The 17174-nt window shown below is 69.7% G+C and carries 14 protein-coding genes; 8 read left to right on the top strand and 6 right to left on the bottom strand.

The features are described 5' to 3' along the window. The gene (locus tag VLG41_RS09180; protein ID WP_325349087.1) at positions 1–1338 is read right to left on the bottom strand and encodes a hypothetical protein; all 1338 of its coding nucleotides are present in this window, start codon (positions 1336–1338) and stop codon (positions 1–3) included. Positions 1339–1428: 90 nt separating this feature from the next. Continuing rightward, positions 1429–2019, bottom strand: coding sequence for a 2-hydroxychromene-2-carboxylate isomerase (locus tag VLG41_RS09175; RefSeq protein ID WP_325349086.1), 591 nt, complete (start codon positions 2017–2019; stop codon positions 1429–1431). A gap of 192 nt (positions 2020–2211) precedes the next feature. Between VLG41_RS09175 and VLG41_RS09170 the strand changes: the two genes are divergently transcribed. Further along, complete coding sequence (locus VLG41_RS09170) at positions 2212–3249, top strand: TRAP transporter substrate-binding protein (protein ID WP_325349085.1); 1038 nt, start codon at positions 2212–2214, stop codon at positions 3247–3249. Between the two features lie 111 nt (positions 3250–3360). Here the strand turns inward: VLG41_RS09170 and VLG41_RS09165 are convergent, their stop codons facing one another. Then, the gene (locus tag VLG41_RS09165; RefSeq protein WP_325349084.1) at positions 3361–4482 is read right to left on the bottom strand and encodes a 5-methyltetrahydropteroyltriglutamate--homocysteine S-methyltransferase; all 1122 of its coding nucleotides are present in this window, start codon (positions 4480–4482) and stop codon (positions 3361–3363) included. A 164-nt stretch (positions 4483–4646) separates the two neighbouring features. Here VLG41_RS09165 and VLG41_RS09160 point away from each other — a divergent pair, with 164 nt between their 5' ends. The 7 genes from VLG41_RS09160 to VLG41_RS09130 all read left to right on the top strand — a co-directional run bounded on the left by VLG41_RS09160 (position 4647) and on the right by VLG41_RS09130 (position 11787). Continuing rightward, positions 4647–5738, top strand: coding sequence for an aromatic ring-hydroxylating dioxygenase subunit alpha (locus tag VLG41_RS09160; protein WP_325349083.1), 1092 nt, complete (start codon positions 4647–4649; stop codon positions 5736–5738). 4 nt (positions 5739–5742) lie between these two features. Further along, the gene (locus tag VLG41_RS09155; protein ID WP_325349082.1) at positions 5743–6501 is read left to right on the top strand and encodes a GntR family transcriptional regulator; all 759 of its coding nucleotides are present in this window, start codon (positions 5743–5745) and stop codon (positions 6499–6501) included. Positions 6502–6630: 129 nt separating this feature from the next. Continuing rightward, positions 6631–7629: a PDR/VanB family oxidoreductase gene (locus tag VLG41_RS09150; protein WP_325349081.1), complete on the top strand. Its 999-nt coding sequence runs from the start codon at positions 6631–6633 to the stop codon at positions 7627–7629. A gap of 179 nt (positions 7630–7808) precedes the next feature. Next, complete coding sequence (locus VLG41_RS09145) at positions 7809–8846, top strand: TRAP transporter substrate-binding protein (protein ID WP_325349080.1); 1038 nt, start codon at positions 7809–7811, stop codon at positions 8844–8846. Positions 8847–8964: 118 nt separating this feature from the next. Then, the gene (locus VLG41_RS09140; protein WP_325349079.1) at positions 8965–9483 is read left to right on the top strand and encodes a TRAP transporter small permease; all 519 of its coding nucleotides are present in this window, start codon (positions 8965–8967) and stop codon (positions 9481–9483) included. Continuing rightward, complete coding sequence (locus VLG41_RS09135; RefSeq protein WP_325349078.1) at positions 9483–10793, top strand: TRAP transporter large permease; 1311 nt, start codon at positions 9483–9485, stop codon at positions 10791–10793. The genes VLG41_RS09140 and VLG41_RS09135 overlap by 1 nt, the downstream gene beginning before the upstream one ends. A 4-nt stretch (positions 10794–10797) precedes the next feature. Then, positions 10798–11787 (top strand): Bug family tripartite tricarboxylate transporter substrate binding protein, encoded by a 990-nt coding sequence (locus VLG41_RS09130; protein ID WP_414652474.1) that lies wholly within the window; start codon positions 10798–10800, stop codon positions 11785–11787. 133 nt (positions 11788–11920) lie between these two features. On the opposite strand, the gene VLG41_RS09125 is transcribed toward VLG41_RS09130, so the two are convergent. The 3 genes from VLG41_RS09125 to VLG41_RS09115 all read right to left on the bottom strand — a co-directional run. Continuing rightward, positions 11921–14164, bottom strand: coding sequence for a PAS domain-containing hybrid sensor histidine kinase/response regulator (locus VLG41_RS09125; RefSeq protein ID WP_325349077.1), 2244 nt, complete (start codon positions 14162–14164; stop codon positions 11921–11923). 61 nt (positions 14165–14225) lie between these two features. After that, complete coding sequence (locus VLG41_RS09120; protein WP_325349076.1) at positions 14226–16484, bottom strand: hybrid sensor histidine kinase/response regulator; 2259 nt, start codon at positions 16482–16484, stop codon at positions 14226–14228. Positions 16485–16605: 121 nt separating this feature from the next. Next, positions 16606–17174, bottom strand: a 569-nt coding sequence (locus VLG41_RS09115; protein ID WP_325349075.1) for a c-type cytochrome, incomplete at its 5' end; no start/stop codon positions are given.

Genomic DNA, 17174 nt, shown 5'->3' with positions numbered 1-17174 from the left:
TCAGAGTCCATCCTCGTCCAGGGCGGGCGCCTCGTCGCCGTCAGGGGTCACACCGATGGTGTCCGCAGCGGCATCGTCGCGCTGCGCGCCAATGCAATGAACGGCGAAGAGACTCGAGTTTCTGGGGTCCACGTTGCCGAGCTCCTCACCGGGCTGCGGGAATATGGCCTTGATCCCGGCGTTGCTGATCCGCTTTCTCAAGTCCTCGCTCACGCGCCGCGGAAAGACGGCGATGTCCCCTCTTGAGACGGCGTTCGCGGGAATCTGCTGAGCGTCCTCGTCCGGGATCGAAATCAAGCCGATGTTCAGGTGCGTCAGCGCCTCGCCGATCGACTTGAAACGGATGAGGGTTCCCGCCGTGGTGCAGGCGTAGGCCACCGCCGTGTAGCACCGCTCCCGCACCAGTGCCCATACCTTGCCGGCGGCGTTGGTGAGGGGCTTTAGACCCAGGTCCCCGTCGTAGCACATGTCGTCCCTCAAGCTGCCGGTCTGAGGTTCGGCTTTGTCCGCCCCACGGCTCATGGAGAGGAACAGCACGTGCTCGGGGTGGTCGTAGGCCTCGACGAGGGCCTCCTTCGCTTCGGGTGTCATTCGACAGTCTTCTTCGATGTCGGTCAGCACCAGCAGCCGCGTGCCGTCCGGCAGCCGCACCGACTCGACATTGGCCCAATTGATGGCATGAGGAAGGACGCGATACGGATGGCCATTGGCGTCGAAGTACCTGCGCAAGGCCGTCGAAGCGGCGTCCAGGACCTTGCTGATGCTTTCACGGAAGGGCTGGCCCATCAGCATGACACCGCGTGGCCCGGCCTTGACGACGTTCTGCGTGTACACCCAGTTGCAGCTGTCGACCGGCACCTTGTGGATGTGTTCGGGCTCGTACAGCGCGCCCAGGGCCTTCACATAGCGGTCCACCGAAAACGCGGGATCGCGGGGAAGTCCGTGTTGCGGGCAGTCGAGGATGAAGACGCACCCGGGCAAGGGCTTCTGCGGCACCGGCCCCGATGTGAACAGCGTGCCGATCCAGTCACGCAGTTGAGCCAGGGTGTTGCCGTGAGCGGCCGCGCCGCTGGTGGCGTGGTCCGGAATGCCCAGTTTGCGGCGAACCCGTGCCGCGTGGGCGTCGTGCTGGGGGCCGTCCACATTCAGCCTCGGCCTTGTTTCGCTGTAGCGGGGCTTGTGCTTGCTGTCCAGGTACCACTTCAGCCCCACGTAGAGCAACTGGCAAGTGCCTTCGAAGGACGGGGGCTGCACCGACGGCGTGACGGTGCCGGCAAGGTTTGCCTTGTCGGTGCGGTGGATGGGAAGCTTGCGGGTGGCCGTGCTGTTGGGGTTCATGCGATGAGCTGTCCGGAGTGAATGAGGCGCCCTGTGTGACCGGCCAAGGGCGGGTGTTCCCAGGTCCACGCCCCCACATCGGGCGCTCATTCACCAACCGCGGCGTTCCAGCCAGCGTTCCATCTGCTCCAGCTTGTCCACGCCCCAGAAGGGCTCGCCGTCCACCACCACCGTGGGCGAACCGAACACACCCTGCGCCAGCGAGGCATCGACCTCGGCGCGCAGCAGTGTCGCTGCTTCCTCGCCACCGGCCGCGCGGGCGATCGCCTCGCCCACCACGGGCACCAGCGCGTCCGGCGTGGACAGGTCGAGTCCCTCGCCCCAGTACGCGCCATAGATCGCGTGCACCACCTCGCCCGCGCGCTCGGGCGCGTGCCGGTTCGTCCAGGCCAGGGCGCGAGCGCAGGCCAGCGGGTTCATCACCGCGTCGCGCGGCTGGCGCTTCATCGGCACGGCGTGCTCGCGCGCGTAGCGGCGCACGTCGCGCTCCACGTAGTCGCCCTTGAGCGGCGTGTCCATCAGGGGCTTCAGGCCCATCACCTTCATCACCGCCACGCCCAGCAGCATGGGGTGCCAGGCCACCGCGCGGCCGTGGCGCGCGGCGATGGCCTCGATCCGCAGCGAGGCGAAATAGCCGTAGGGCGAGATGAAGTCGAGGTGGCAGTGCAGAGGGGCAGACATGGCCGGCGATGATGCCGCATCGACCGGAAGGTTTCATGCCGGAATGCGATAGCAGGAAGTTGGATCAGGGGCTGGCGCGGGCCCTGTGCCTGCAGCACACTGGCGGGGCTTGTGTCTGACGTGGCACATGTCCTGGCGCGCCAGCCACCGGCGGGCGCCGCATCTGATCCCTTTCTCGACAGGACCCTCTCCATGACCCTCATCCGTCGCCGCAGCGCGATCGTGGCCGCCGCCGCATTGGGCGCCACCTCCCTGGCCGGCAAGGCCCTGGCCCAGCCCACCGTCACCTTGCGCCTGCACCAGTTCCTGCCGCCGCAGGCCACCATCCCGGCGCGCGCCATCGCGCCCTGGGCGCAGAAGATCGAAAGCGAATCGGGCGGCCGCATCAAGGTGCAGCAGTTCCATTCCATGTCCATGGGCGGCTCGCCGCCGCAGCTGTTCGACCAGGCGCGCGACGGCGTGGCCGACATCGTGTGGACGGTGCTGGGCTACACCCCGGGCCGCTTCAACAAGGCCGAGGTGTTCGAGCTGCCCTTCATGAGCGGCAAGGCCGAGCCGGCCTCGCGCGCCTTCCACGAATACGTGCAGAAGCACGCCGCGGACGAGTTCCGCCAGGTGCACCTGCTGGCCGCGCACACGCACGGCCCGGGCCTGTTCCACAGCAAGTCGGCCATCACCGGGCTGGACAGCCTGCGCGGCCTGAAGGTGCGTGGCGGCTCGCGCATCATCAACAACCTGCTGGCCAAGCTGGGCGCCGCCCCTGTGGGCATGCCGGTGCCGGCCGTGACGGAGGCACTCTCCAAGGGCGTGATCGACGCCACCACCATCCCCTGGGAGGTGACGCCCTCGCTCAAGATCGCCGAGCTGGTGAAGCACCACACCACGTTCTCCGGCGCCACGGGCCTGTTCACGCAGACCTTCGCGCTCGTGATGAACCGCGGCAGCTACAACAAGCTGCCGGCCGACCTGAAGGCCGTCATCGACCGCAACTCGGGCGTGGAGACGGCGGCCCTGTTCGGCCGCGCGATGGACGAGGGCGACAAGGTCGGCCTGGAGGTCGCGCAGAAGGCGGGCAACAGCATCGTCACGCTGGACGCCGCCGAGACACAGCGTTGGAAGACCACCGCCGCCGCGGTGGAGGCCGACTGGGTGAAGGAAGTGCAGGGCAAGAAGATCGACGGTGCGAAGCTGGTGGCCGAGGCCCGCGCGCTGCTGGCCAAATACAAGTAAACCCCCTGCGCGCCTGACGGCGCTTCCCCCTGAGAGGGGGACGGCGCCTGCGGCCCGGCAAAGCCGGTTCCGCGGCGCCCTCGAAGGAAGGCGGCCACTCGGCCGCCTTCTTTACTTCCAGACCTCGCGCGCGGTTTCCACCACCAGCGCCAGCTTCTTGCGCTGGTCCTCCACCGCGATGTTGTTGCCGTGCACGGTGCTGGAGAAGCCGCACTGCGGCGACAGGCACAACTGCTCCAGCGGCGCGTACTTCGCCGCCTCGTCGATGCGGCGCTTGAGGTCGTCCTTGCTTTCCAACTGGCCGAACTTGGTGGTCACCAGGCCCAGCACCACGGTCTTGCCGGGCTTGAGGAAGCGCAGCGGGCGGAAGTCGCCCGAGCGGTCGTCGTCGTACTCCATGAAGTAGGCGTCGAGGTTCATCTCGGTGAGCAGGGCCTCGGCCACGGGCTCGTAGTTGCCGGCGGCCGCGTGCGTGCTCTTGAAGTTGCCGCGGCACAGGTGCATGGCCAGGGTCATGCCTTTCGGCTTCTTCGCCACCACCTTGTTGATGAAGGCGGCGTAGCGGTGCGGCAATTCATTGGGGTCGTCGCCGCGCTGGCGGGCGGCCTCGCGCATCTTCTCGTCGCACAGGTAGGCCATGTTCGTGTCGTCCATCTGCACGTAGGTGCAGCCGGCGTCGGCCAGGCTTTGCAGCTCGTCCGCGTAGGCCTGGGCCACGTCGTCGTAGAACACCGGGTCGAGCTCGGGGTAGGCGTCCTTGCTGATGCCCGCGCGCCCGCCACGGAAGTGCAGCATGGTGGGGGAGGGGATGGTCACCTTGGGGGTGAGGCCCGGCAGTCCAAGCGCCTTCACCTGCGCCTGCAGGTACTGGAAGTCGGCGAGCTGGATGTTCTTCGCGTGGCGCACCTTGTCGATCACGCGAATCACGGGCGGGGCCAGTTCCTCGCTGCCATCGGGCTTTCTGATGGTGACCGGGATGTCGGTCTTCACGCCACCGAGCTGCTCCAGGAAGTCGATGTGGAAGTAGGTGCGCCGGAACTCGCCGTCGGTGATGGATTGCAGCCCGACGTCGGCCTGGAACTTCACGATCTCGGTGATCGCGCGGTCCTCGACCTCGCGCAGCTGGGCGGCCGTGATCTCGCCCTTGGCCTTCTGCTCGCGCGCCTGCAGCAGGTAGGCCGGGCGCAAGAAGCTGCCGACGTGATCGGCACGGAAGGGGGGATTGAGGCTCATGTTCTTTGTCTCCTGAGGGTTGGGAAATGGACGGCGCCGACGGTAGCCGAAGCCCCGCTCGCTGGCAACAGCCACGATTTCATTGAATACATAAATCGCCGAATCCGACTGAATATGAAGGATTTCATTGGGAAAATTCTTATCGTTGTATACATTGCGTATCCATGAACACCGCGCCCAACCACTTTCCGCTCAACGCCTGGTACGCCGCCGCCTACGACGTGGAGGTGGGCCGCAGCCTGCTGGCGCGCACGGTCTGCAAGCAAAAACTGGTGCTGTACCGCCAGACCGACGGGCGCCTGGCCGCCCTGGAGGACGCCTGCTGGCACCGGCTGCTGCCGCTGTCCCTGGGCCGGCTGGAGGGCGACGAGGTGGTCTGCGGCTACCACGGCCTGGTCTACAACGCCGAAGGCCGTTGCACCCACATGCCCAGCCAGGAAACCATCAACCCCTCGGCCTGCGTGCGGCGTTTTCCGGTGGTGGAGAAGCACCGCTTCGTCTGGATCTGGCCGGGCGACCCGGCCCTGGCCGACGAGTCGCTGATCCCCGACCTGCACTGGAACCACGACCCCGAGTGGGCGGGCGACGGCAAGATGATCCGCGTGAAGTGCGACTACCGCCTGGTGGTGGACAACCTGATGGACCTGACGCACGAGACCTTCGTGCACGGCAGCAGCATCGGCAACCGCGCCGTGGCCGAGGCGCCCTTCGTGGCCACGCACGGCGAGCGCACGGCCACCGTGACGCGCTGGATGGAGAACATCGAGGCGCCGCCGTTCTGGGCCGGGCAGATCCAGCAGGCGCGCGGCTACCGGGGGCCGGTGGACCGCTGGCAGATCATCCGCTTCGAGGCGCCGTGCACGGTCGCCATCGACGTGGGCGTGGCGCCCACGGGCACGGGGGCGCCGCAAGGAGACCGCAGCCAGGGCGTCAACGGCATGGTGCTCAACACCATCACGCCCGAGACCGACAACACCTGCCTCTACTTCTGGGCCTTCGCGCGCAACTACTGCCTGGGTGAGCAGCGCCTGACGCACCAGTTGCGCGAGGGCGTGGCGGGCATCTTCCGCGAGGACGAACTGGTGCTGGAGGCGCAGCAGAAGGCCATCGAAGAGCACCCGGACCACCAGTTCTACAACCTCAACATCGACGCCGGGGCCATGTGGGCGCGGCGCCTGATCGACAAGGCGGTGGAGGCAGAACGCGGTACGCCGGGCGCCGGCTCCAGCGTCATTCCCATTCGCCGCGCGGGCTGAGGCCATGGCCACCCACAACCCCATGCCGGACGCCGCTCCCGAAAGCGCCCAGGTCCGCGCCCTGCTGCAGCTGCGCGAACTCATCCTCTCCGGTGAACTACCCGGCGGCTCGCGCATCGCCGAACTCAACATCGTCGAGCGCCTGGGCGTCTCCCGCACCCCCGTGCGCGCGGCGCTGCAGCGCCTGGAGCAGGAGGGCCTGTTGCGCGCCTTGCCCGGTGGCGGCCACGTGGTGCAGACCTTCACCGAGCGCGACATCGCCGACGCCATCGAGCTGCGCGGCACGCTGGAAGGCCTGCTCGCGCGCCTGGCCGCCGAGCGCGGCGCGCCCGCCGCCGTGCTCACCGAAGCGCGCGGCGTGCTCGAGCGCATCGACGCCGTGCTGGCCGCGCCCACGCTCGACGCCGAGGCCTTCTCCGAGTACGTGGCGCTCAACAGCCGCCTGCACGAGCTGCTGGCCGAAATGGCCGACAGCCCCACGGTGGAGCGCCAACTGGAGCGCGTGTGCGCGCTGCCCTTCGCTTCACCCTCGGGCTTCGTCTTGGCCGAGGCCGGCTCGCGCGAGGCGCGCGACATGCTTGTCGTGGCGCAGGACCAGCACCGCCAGGTGCTCGACGCGATCGAACGCCGCGAGGGCGCGCGCGCCGAGGCCATCCTTCGCGAGCACTCGCGCCTGGCGCAGCGCAACCTGCGCGCCGTGCTCGCCGGCCACACCGAAAGCGCCGTCCACGCTCCCGCCCTCAGGCTCATCCGCCGACGCTGACATGGACCACCCCCGCCACGCTTCGCGTGACCCCCTCAAGGGGGCGGCACCCACGGCCTGGCAAAGCCAGTTCCGTGGTGCCCCTGGGTTTGACCCGGGCGCTCGACAGGCTTCTTCACCTGCCCCTACATGAAAAGCAATCCTCTCTGGCAGAACGCACGCGTCGCCGCGCTGCGCGACCTCACCCCCACCGTGCGCGAGTTCCTGCTGCAGCCGCTGGACGGCCAGGCCCTGGCCTGGCCGCCGGGCGCGCACTTGCAGGTGCGCGTGCCGGTGGCGGGGCGCGAGCAGACCCGCTCCTACTCGCTCGTGGGCCAGCCGGCCGACACGCCCGGCGCCTACCGCATCGCGGTCAAGCGCCTGGACCAGGGGCGCGGCGGCTCGCTCGCCATGTGGTCCCTGGCCGAGGGCGACACCCTGGCCGTGAGCGCGCCGCAAAACCACTTCCCGTTGGACATCGACGCGCCGGTGAACCTGCTCGTGGCCGGCGGCATCGGCATCACGCCGATGGTGTCCATGGCCCAGGCCCTGGCGCGGCGCGGCCGCGCGGTGCGCCTGCTGTACGCCGCGCGCGACGCCGGGGAGCTGGCCTACGCCGAGCGCTTGCGCGAGACCCTGGGCGAGGGCCTGGTGCTGGCGGTGTCGGGGCAGGGCGAGCGGCTCGACCTGGCCGGCGAGATCGCCGCGCTGCCCGCTGGCGCGCCGTGCTACGTGTGCGGCCCCAGCGGCCTGCTCGGCGCGGCGCGCGCGCTGTGGGCGCAGGCCGGCCGCCCCGCCAGCGGGCTGCGCTTCGAACCCTTCGGCAGCGGCGGCCAGCGGCCCACGCAGGCCTTCGCCGTGGCCGTGCCCCGGCATGGTGCGTCGCTCACCGTGTCCGCCGGCGAGTCCCTGCTCGACGCCCTGGAGGCCGCCGGCATCGAGGTGATGAGCGACTGCAAACGCGGCGAATGCGGCCTGTGCGCGATGGACGTGCTGGCCGTCGAGGGCGAGATCGACCACCGCGACGTGTTCCTGAGCGAACACGAGAAGCAGTCCAACCAGCGCATCTGCGCCTGCGTCTCGCGCGTGGTGGGGCGCGTCACCCTGGACAGCGCCTGGCGCCCCGAGGCCGAGGCCTTGCCCCACTGACAAACCCTGTGAGGGTTCTCACTGGTTTCATAACATAACGGCATAGCTGAAAGTCCGCTGGCGGACTGGCTGCTGGCCAAGACCGCATGCACAGTGTGGGTGTTCAGTTCCCGTCACACGCCCGTGCCAACGAGCACCCCCGACCAAGAGGGCCGGGCACAACCCGATCGGAGACATCGATGAAACTGATGAAGCGACGCACCGCGATGGCGGTGCTGGGCGCGGTGGCCGCGGCCACGATGGCGGGCACCGCCATGGCGCAGACGGTCACGCTGCGGCTGCACCAGATGCTGCCGCCGCAAGCCACCATTCCGGCCCGTGCCCTCACGCCCTGGGCGCAGAAGGTGGAAGCCGAATCGGGTGGCCGCATCAAGGTGCAGCTGTTCCACGCCATGCAGCTCGGCGGCGCGCCGCCGCAACTGTTCGACCAGGCGAGGGACGGCGTGGTGGACTTCACCTGGACGGTGCTGGGCTACACCCCGGGCCGCTTCCCCAAGACCGAGGTCTTCGAGCTGCCGTTCATGAGCGGCAGCGCCGAGGCCTCCTCGCGCGCCATCCAGGAGTACGTGGAGAAGTACGCGCCCGAGGAATTCAAGGACGTCAAGCTCATCGCCGTGCACACCCACGGCCCGGGTCTCTTCCACACCAAGGCGCCGGTCACCGGCCTGGAGAGCCTGCGCGGCATGAAGATCCGCGGCGGCTCGCGCATCATCAACAACATGCTCACCAAGCTGGGCGCCACGCCCGTGGGCATGCCCGTGCCGGCCGTGACCGAGGCCCTGTCCAAGGGCGTGATCGACGGCACCACCATTCCCTGGGAAGTCACGCCCTCGCTGAAGGTGCCCGAGCTGGTGAAGAACCACACCACCTTCGCCGGCAAGGAAGGCCTGTACACCCAGACCTTCGCCTTCTCGATGAACAAGGCGGCTTACGAGAAGCTGCCGGCCGACCTGAAGGCGGTCATCGACAAGAACTCCGGCATCGAGACCGCCGCCATGTTCGGCCGCGCCATGGACGATGGCGACAAGGCGGGCCGCGAGATCGCGGTGAAGGCGGGCAACAACATCGTGGCGCTGGACATCCAGGAAACGCAGCGCTGGCGGCGCACCGCGGCCAGCGTGGAGACCGACTGGGTGAACGAAGTGAAAGCCAAGAACATCGACGGCGCGAAGCTGGCTGCCGAGGCGCGAGCGCTGATCGCGAAGCACAGCAAGTGACCGGGCCCAGGGGGGCCGACGGCCGTCCTCGAAAGAGGGCGGCTTTTTTGTTGAGGGGTGCGCTTGCCCAATGTTGGACAATCGCGCGTCCCTGTTTCTCTCGCAGAAAGCCATTCGCATGATTGCATTCGTCTACCGGCTGTCCCAATGGGCAGCCATCATCGGCGGGCTGGCCCTCGTGGCCCTCACGCTGATGATCGTGGCCAGCGTGAGCGGCCGCGCCATGCTCAACCTCGGCCTGGGCCCCGTGCCCGGCGACTTCGAACTCGTCGAGGTGGGCACCGCCATCGCGGTCTTCTTCTTCCTGCCCTGGACCTACCTCAAAGGCGGACACGCCACGGTGGACCTGCTCTACATGCACCTGCCGAAGTGGGCGCAGAAGGGCATCGTGCTGGTGTGCGACGTGATCATGCTGATCGTGTGGCTGGCGCTCACCTGGAAGCTCTACGAGGGCATGGTCGAGAAGAAGGAGTACTTCGAGACCACCTTCATCCTGCAGATGCCGATCTGGTGGGCCTACGCGGCCTGCCTGGTGGGCGCGGTGATCGGCTGCCTCGCCTACATCGCCAAGACGGCGACCATGTTCGGCCTGGGCAAGGAGCCCGAGGGCTGGACCACCGAAGCGGGAGCGCACTGATGTCTGGCATCGAACTCGCCGCCTGGTCCTTCCCGATCCTGCTGCTGCTCATCTTCGTGCGCGTGCCCATCGGGCTGGCCATGTTCGTCTGCGGTCTCGTCGGTGCCTGGCTGATCTACGGCAGCGCCGACCCGATCTTGAACCAGATGAAGCAGCTGACCTACAGCACCTTCTCCAACTACAACCTCTCGGTCATTCCGCTGTTCCTGCTGATGGGGCAGTTCGCGGCGCTGGGCGGCCTGTCGCGCGCGCTCTTCAAGGCGGCCGAGGCCTGGATCGGCCACCGCAAGGGCGGCGTGGCCATGGCGGCCGTGGGCGCCTGCGCGGGCTTCGGCGCCATCTGCGGCTCCTCGCTGGCCACGGCGGCCACCATGGGCCAGGTGGCCCTGCCCGAACTCAAGCGCGCGGGCTACGCCGGTGGCATCTCCACCGCCACGCTGGCGGCCGGCGGCACGCTGGGCATCCTGATCCCGCCCTCGGTGGTGCTGGTGATCTACGCCATCCTGACCGAGCAGAACATCGCCAAGCTGTTCCTGGCCGCTTTCGTGCCGGGCGTGCTGGCCGCCATCGGCTACGTCATCGTCATCGCCATCTACGCGCGCCTGCGCCCGCAAGAGATGGGCACCGTGGCGCCCGTGCCCATGGCCGAGCGCTGGAAGGCCACCGTCAAGGTCTGGCCCGTGCTCACCATCTTCCTGGTGGTGGTCGGCGGCATCTACCTCGGCATCTTCACGCCCACGGAAGGCGCGGCCGTGGGCGCCTTCGGCACCGGCCTGGCGGCCTGGGCGGCCGGCGGCCTCAACCGCAAGACCGTGGCCGGCGCCATCCTGGGCACGGCCGTGGCCACCGGCATGATCTTCATGATCGTGCTCGGTGCGGGGGTCTACAACACCTTCCTGGCGCTGTCGCAACTGCCGCAGGAGGCCGCCAGCATGGTCGCCGGCTCCGGCCTGAGCCCGATGGTGGTGCTGATCGCCATCCTGGTCATCTACGTGATCCTAGGCTGCTTCATGGACTCGCTGTCCATGATCCTGCTGACCATTCCGGTGTTCTTCCCGGTGGTGACGGCGCTGGACTTCGGCATGTCGCCCGAGCACTTCGCCATCTGGTTCGGCATCCTGGTGCTGATCGTGGTGGAGGTGGGCCTGATCACGCCGCCGGTGGGCATGAACCTCTTCGTCATCAACAGCATGGCCAAGGACGTGCCGATCATGGCCACCTACCGCGGCGTGATGCCCTTCGTGGCGAGCGACTTCATCCGCACGGCCATCCTGGTGGCCTTCCCGGCGATCGTCACCTTCGTCCTGTAGCGAGATGAGATCACCCGCGCCGCTGTTGCGAATGGGGCGCCGCCAGCTCGTGCTGGGCGCGCTGGCCATGGGCGCGCTGCCGGTGGGTGTGGCGCAGGCCTTCCCTTCGAAGAACCTGCGCCTGGTCGTGCCGTTTGCGGCCGGCGGCGTGGGTGACCTCACGGCGCGCATCGTCGCCGCCCGGCTGGCCGAAGGGCTGGGGCGTTCGGTGGTGATCGAGAACCGTCCTGGCGCCGGTGGCGTGGTGGCCGCCGAGACCGTGGCGCGCGCCGAGCCCGATGGCCACACGCTGTTCCTGATGTCCAACGGCACCGCGGTCACGGCGGGCCTGTTCAAGTCGCTGCCCTTCGACACGGTCAAGGACTTCGCGCCCGTCTCCACCCTGGGCACCTTCGACATCGCCGTGGTGGCCCACCCCGAGGCGCCGTTCAAGACCTTCGCGGAGTTGCTGGCCTGGGCGAAAGCGAACCCCGGCAAGCTCAACATCGGCAGCATCAACATCGGCAGCACGCAGCACCTGGCGGCCGAGCTGTTCAAGAGCAGCGCCGGCATCGACGCGCAGACCGTGCCCTTCAACGGCACGCCCAACCTCATCGGTGCCCTGCGCGGGCGGCAGGTGGACGTGGGCGTGGAGATCCTCTCGCCGGTGCTCGCGCAGATCCGGGGCGGCGCGCTGCGCGCCCTGGCCGTGGCGGGCGAAAAGCGCTCCACCGTGCTGCCGGACGTGCCCACTGCGGTGGAGTCCGGCGTGACCGGCTTCGTGGCCTCGTCGTGGAACGCCATCGCCGCGCCCGCGAAGACGCCGCGCCCGGTGATCGATCGCCTGCAGCGCGAGATCGCCGCCGCCGTGGCGGATGCCGAGGTGCAGAAGAAGCTGCGCGAACTCAACATCGACCCGCGCGCGTCCACGCCCGAGCAGGCGGCGGCGCTGCTGGCCAGCGACATCAAGCGCTGGGGCGCGGTGATCGAGCGCGCGGGCATACCGAAGCAGTGATGCGCGCGGCCCCACGGGGCCCGCAGCAGACGGCGCCGCGCGGCGCGATCCGCCGCCGGGCCGCCCCAAGGCGGATCAGCCCCCTCGGGGGAGGCGGCGACCCGCGCAGCGGCGGAGCGCGGGGGCCATCCCTTCAGGTCACGCCTTGCAGGAAGCGCTGCAGGGCGGCCGCGTGGACGGGCTTGTGCAGCAGCGTGAAACCGTGCCGCCGCGCCTGTTCGATGCGCTCGGCCGACATGTCGCCGGTGATCATGCACACCGGCAGCGGGCCGGGGTGTTGCTCGCGCAGGCGCAGCAGCAGCGCCAGCCCGTCCATGGACGGGTCGAGCATGTAGTCGCAGATCAGGGCATCGATGTGCCGGGGGTCGGTCTCGAACAGGCGCAGCGCCTCGGTGGCGCTGCGCGCGTTGATTACCCGATGGCCCCACGATTCGAGCAGGCTGGCGGTGGCCAGCAGCACCTGTTCGTCGTCTTCGATGAGCAGGACGTGGCGGCCCGAGCCGGCCTGTGCCTGCACGAGCGCTTCGCGCGGCCTGTCGTGTCCCTGCGGCTGGCTGCGCGGCAGGCGCACCGAGAACATCGAGCCGCGTCCTGGCGCTGATCGCACGTCGAGCCGTGCACCGATGTCGGCGGCGGCTCGCCGCACGATGGACAGGCCCAGGCCCTCGGCGCGTTCGCCCGGCACCACGCGCGGCGCCTCACCGCGGTAGAACGCCTGGAAGATGGTGTCGAGCTGGTCGGGGGCGATGCCGATGCCGGTGTCCCAGACCTGCAGCTCGAGCGCGGTGCCGCGCATGCGCGCGCCCAGCACGATGCGCCCGCGCTCGGTGTAGCGGATGGCATTGCTCATCAGGTTGGCCAGCACGCGGTGCAGCACGGTCGGGTCGCAGAACACCCAGGCGCGGCTGGGCACGGCGCGCAGCGCCAGCCCTTTCTCGGCGGCCACGGGGGCGAACTCCGACACCAGTTCCTCGAACACCGGTTGCAAGGCGAGGGGCCGGGGGCTCATCGCCTGCTGCCGGGCGTCTCGCAGCGAGGCGCCGAGCAGCATGTCCAGCAGCCGCATCAGGCCATCGAGCGAGGCACGCATGCGCTGCACGATGGGCATGAAGGGTTCGCTGGGCAAGGGCGGTGGCGCGCGGCTCAGGCTCTGGATGGCGGTGAGGAACAGGCCGAGCGCGTGGATGGGCTGGCGCAGGTCGTGGCTGGCCGAGGCGAGGAACACCGATTTGCTCCGATCGGCCGCCTCGGCACGGCCGGTCTGCCAGCGCAAATCGGCGACGAGCCGGTCGATGCGCTGCTGCGCCTGGTAGCGGTAGCTCACGTCCTGCAGCAGCACCGCCTGGCAGGCCCGGTCTTCGTCCAGGAAGGTGATGGCCTGGACGTGCAGCGGTGGCCGGTGGTCCGTGCCGGACCACAGCGTCAGTTGCATGTCCTCGCGGCCAGCCCCCTCCAGCAGGCCGTCCAGCGGGGGCACGCCCAGCATCTCCAGCGCATGGACCAGCGGTTGGCCGATGAGCTGCCCGCGCTCCAGGCCGATGTGGCGGCAGGCGATCGGGTTGGCGTCGGTGATGAGGCCCTTGTCGCTCAGCAGGATGCCTTCGATGCCGGCTTCGAACAGCGCATTGAGCCGGTCCAGCGTCTGGCGCAAGGCCTGCATGCCCTGGTGGCGCAGCGTCACGTCGCGCGCCAGGGTGGCCATCTTCGGCGGGCCGCCGGGCTTGTCGAACACGGGGCACAGCACGATATTCAGGACGCGGTCCTCGCCCTTCGTCAGGTCGGGGATGATCCGCTCGTAGCGCACCGCTCGCGGGGTGCGGAAGAACTCACCGCGGAAGGGCGCGGTCAGGAAGTAGTTGTCGCCCATCACCTGTCGCAGCTGCTGGTGCGTCGCCGCCTCGGTGGTGGTGGCGTGGTGGCGCGCGTAGGCGTGGTTGACGTACAGCAGGATCTCCTCGTGACTGACCATGGAGACCAGCTCCTGCAACTGATCCAGGGTGTCCGTCAGGCGCTGCAGCGTCAGTGCGCGCCGGCTGGGCGCGTGCTCGACGGGCGTGAGGTCGACGAAGGTGCAGACCCAGTCGTCGCGGCCGGCCAGCGGCGCGAAGTCGGCGTGCAGCAGGCGCGGGGTGTTCGAGCCGGGCGGCGGGTCGAGGCGCAGCCGGCCATGGAAGGGCTGGCCGCTGGCCAGGCGGGCGCCCAGCGCGTCGCCGCCGGCCGCGAAGGCCTTGCGGAAGCCGGACGGCTCCTGTTCGTGCGGTCGCAGCAGCGCGCCGAGCGCCGCGTTGGGCATGAGCCGCCAGGGTGCAGGGCACAGCAGGGCGGCGGGCCCGTCGATCTGCTCGACCCAGTCGAGCGGCTCGAGCGCGGCGCTCACAGGAATGCCCTCCGCGCTGCGCGCTGCGGGGCTGAGCGCCTTGGGAACGGCCCGGCAGCGCTCACGGTACTGCCTCCTGTTCCAGCACCTGCTGGAGCGCGTCGTGCCGCACCGGCTTGTGCAGCAGCGACAGGCCCAGGGCGCGGATCTCCTGCGCCACCGGTGTGGACGTGTCCGCGGTGAAGACGTGCACGGGCACGGGCCGCGGCAGGCAGGCGCGCACCGTGTCGATGAACTGGCTCGCGTTGATTTCCCCGCCCAGGTGGTAGTCGGTGAGCACGAGGTCGATGTCGTCGCCGTGCATGACGGCCAAGGTGATCGCCTGGTCGGCGTCGGCCGCGCACCAGACCTTGTGGCCCCAGGCCTGCAGCAGCTGTTGCATGGCGCTCAGCACCTGCGCGTCGTCGTCGATGACCAGCACGTGGCGCTTGATGTTCTCGGTGTGCGCGGCAGCGATCGCTGGCGCGCTGGGCGCTGGCGCCGGGTCCACCGGCGCCGGCTCGCCGCGTGGCACGGTGATGGAGAACATGGAGCCGCGACCGGGTGTCGATCGCACCTGCAGCCGTGCATTGAGCAGCCGGGCCGAGCGCTGCACGATGGACAGGCCCAGCCCGAGCCCGCGCAGCCCACCGGCCGGCGGCGTGTTGGGACTGACCTGATAGAACTCGCCGAAGATGGCGTCGAGCTGGTCGGCCGCGATGCCGATGCCCGTGTCCCAGACCTGGATCTCGACGCAGGCGCCGCGTGGCCGTGCGCCCACCAGCACGCGGCCACGCCGTGTGTAGCGGATCGCGTTGGAGACCAGGTTGTCCACGATGCGGCGCAACACCACCGGGTCGGTGTGCACCCAGGCGCTGCTCTGCATCACGTCCAGCCGCAGGCCTTTCTGGATCGCCGTGTCGGCCAGGTCGTCGTCCAGTTCGCTGAACATCCGCTCCAGTGACACCGGCACGGGCGTGACCACCACCGCGTTCGCGTCCAGCCGGGAGACGTCGAGCAGCGAGTTCAGCAGGCGGCTCAGCGCGTCCAGCGAAGCGCGCATGCGCCGCCCCAGTTCATCGAGCGTGGCCAGCGGCATCACCGGGTTGCGGGTCAGGGTCTCCAGGCTGGTGAGGAACAGGCCCAGCGCGTGGATGGGTTGGCGCAGGTCGTGGCTGGCGGCGGACAGGAACAGCGATTTGGCGCGGTCGGCGGCCTCGGCGCGGTCCTTCTGCGCGCTCAGGTGGGCAATGAGTTCACGGATGCGGGCCTGCGCCTCGCGGCGGTCGCGCACGTCGCGGATGATGGTCATGCGCATGCGCCGGCCCTGGCGCTGCACCGTGCGGTCGATCAGCTCGACGGCCAGGCGCGCGCCGTGCCGGTCGATCAGGCCGCATTCGTGCGCGTCGTTCGATTCCTCGCCGGTGTTGGTGAGGTAGGCCGCCCGGTCCTCGGGCGCGATCAGGTCCTCGAAGCGGCGCTCCCGCAGCGCCTGCGCCGGCGTGTCCAGCAGACGGCAGGCGGCCGGGTTGGCGTCGACGATGCGCTGGGCCACGTGCACGATGATGGCGTCGCTGCTCGCCGCGACGAAGCGGCGCACGCGCTCCTCGCTCGATCGCAACTGCGCCATGGTGGCGTGGTAGGCGGTGGTCTCCAGCGCATCGAGCAGGTGGCCGCTGGGGAGCCCCGCCTCGTTCACGAGGGTGCGCAGGCTGCCCTCCAGCACCCGTTCCAGGCCCTGGGCGTCGGTGACGCGCCAGGCGAACGGCAGGGGCTGGCCCGGTGTGCCCTCGCGCAGGCGGGCCTGGATGCTGTCGAACAGTTCCTGTCCGAACAGGCTCAGGGCATCGCGGCCGACGAGGGGGCGGTCGCGCGGGGTGATGAGTTCGAGCAAGGCGCCGCCGGCGAACGCGCAGCGCAGGTCCGGCCCCGTGTCGAGCTGGATCATCAGCAGCGGCAGGCTGTCGACCATCTCCTGCAGCAATTGCAGGCGGCGGTCGGTGGCCTCGTGCGCCGCGCGCAGGTCGCTGACGTCGGCGAGCAGGCAGGCGTGTGCGCGCCGCTCGGCCTGCCAGTGGCCGGCGCAGTGCAGGTGGATGGCGCGGCCCTGCGGATCGTCCCGCAGGCGCAGGTCCAGCGCGAAGGATTGGGCGCGGCCCAGCGCGGCGAGCAGGGGCGCGCGCGAGTCGGGTGCGAGGATGGACCAGTCGGACCACCGGCCCCCCGTGCGAGCCTCGAGCGCCCGGCTGCCGGCGCTCAGGCCACTGGGTGAAGCACCGAACGCGACCGTGAACCGGGCCCCCGGCAAGGGAAGCTGTGCGATCGGTGGCAGCGCATCCACGGTGGCGACGGTTCGGTGGTGGGGACGCCCCCATTCTGATGAGTGGGCCCGCGCTTGGGAAGCGGGTGCCTGTCCCGTCCGCGCGCGGGTGCCAGGGACCGCACGCACTCGTTACGCCTGTTCAGGGCGCGAGCTGCGCGAGGTAGTGCGCCAGGGCCTTGAGGTCCTCGTCCTTCAGGCCGTGCAGGGACGCCGCCATGATGGTGTCGCGCCCCGTCGCTTGACCGTTCAGGAACTGCCGCATGGAGTGCAGCAGGTAGTCCTCTCGCTGGCCGGCCAGGCGCGGCATCTGCTCGCGGCCGGCGTAGCCGGGCAGGTGGCAGCTCGCGCAGCGGTTGCCGTCGGCCACCTGCTGGCCGCGCGCGAACAGCGCCGCGTCGCGCGCGCCGGCTTGCGGCCGGATCGTCTGTTGCGCAAAGTGCTTCGCCATGGCGGAGAGGTCGGCGTCGCTCACCCCGTCCAGCAGGCCCTTCATGGCGGGGATGTCGCGCAAGCCCTCGCGGATCATGACGAGCTGGTTCTCCAGGAACAACAGCGGCTGGCCCGCGAGCGTGGGCGTGTTGGCCAGCGGCGCGGGCGCGCCGCCGGTGCCGTGGCAGGCCGCGCAGGCGGCCAGGCGCTCGTCGAGCGACTGGGCCGCCGCGCCGCCGGCCAGCAGCGCGACGCCCAGCAGGATCAACGCGCGCCGCA

It is taken from the genome of Hydrogenophaga sp., assembly GCF_035481345.1.
In the GTDB taxonomy this organism is placed as follows: Bacteria; Pseudomonadota; Gammaproteobacteria; order Burkholderiales; family Burkholderiaceae_C; genus Hydrogenophaga.
Note: the sequence above shows the minus strand (reverse complement) of the source record. Positions and strands in the feature narration are given on the sequence as shown.

Excerpts from the sequence above, each read along its gene's own strand:
- VLG41_RS09180 (WP_325349087.1), bottom strand. The coding sequence starts at position 1,338 with ATGAACCCCAACAGCACGGCCACCCGCAAGCTTCCCATCCACCGCACC.
- VLG41_RS09175 (WP_325349086.1), bottom strand. The coding sequence starts at position 2,019 with ATGTCTGCCCCTCTGCACTGCCACCTCGACTTCATCTCGCCCTACGGC.
- VLG41_RS09170 (WP_325349085.1), top strand. The coding sequence starts at position 2,212 with ATGACCCTCATCCGTCGCCGCAGCGCGATCGTGGCCGCCGCCGCATTG.
- VLG41_RS09165 (WP_325349084.1), bottom strand. The coding sequence starts at position 4,482 with ATGAGCCTCAATCCCCCCTTCCGTGCCGATCACGTCGGCAGCTTCTTG.
- VLG41_RS09160 (WP_325349083.1), top strand. The coding sequence starts at position 4,647 with ATGAACACCGCGCCCAACCACTTTCCGCTCAACGCCTGGTACGCCGCC.
- VLG41_RS09155 (WP_325349082.1), top strand. The coding sequence starts at position 5,743 with ATGGCCACCCACAACCCCATGCCGGACGCCGCTCCCGAAAGCGCCCAG.
- VLG41_RS09150 (WP_325349081.1), top strand. The coding sequence starts at position 6,631 with ATGAAAAGCAATCCTCTCTGGCAGAACGCACGCGTCGCCGCGCTGCGC.
- VLG41_RS09145 (WP_325349080.1), top strand. The coding sequence starts at position 7,809 with ATGAAACTGATGAAGCGACGCACCGCGATGGCGGTGCTGGGCGCGGTG.
- VLG41_RS09140 (WP_325349079.1), top strand. The coding sequence starts at position 8,965 with ATGATTGCATTCGTCTACCGGCTGTCCCAATGGGCAGCCATCATCGGC.
- VLG41_RS09135 (WP_325349078.1), top strand. The coding sequence starts at position 9,483 with ATGTCTGGCATCGAACTCGCCGCCTGGTCCTTCCCGATCCTGCTGCTG.
- VLG41_RS09130 (WP_414652474.1), top strand. The coding sequence starts at position 10,798 with ATGAGATCACCCGCGCCGCTGTTGCGAATGGGGCGCCGCCAGCTCGTG.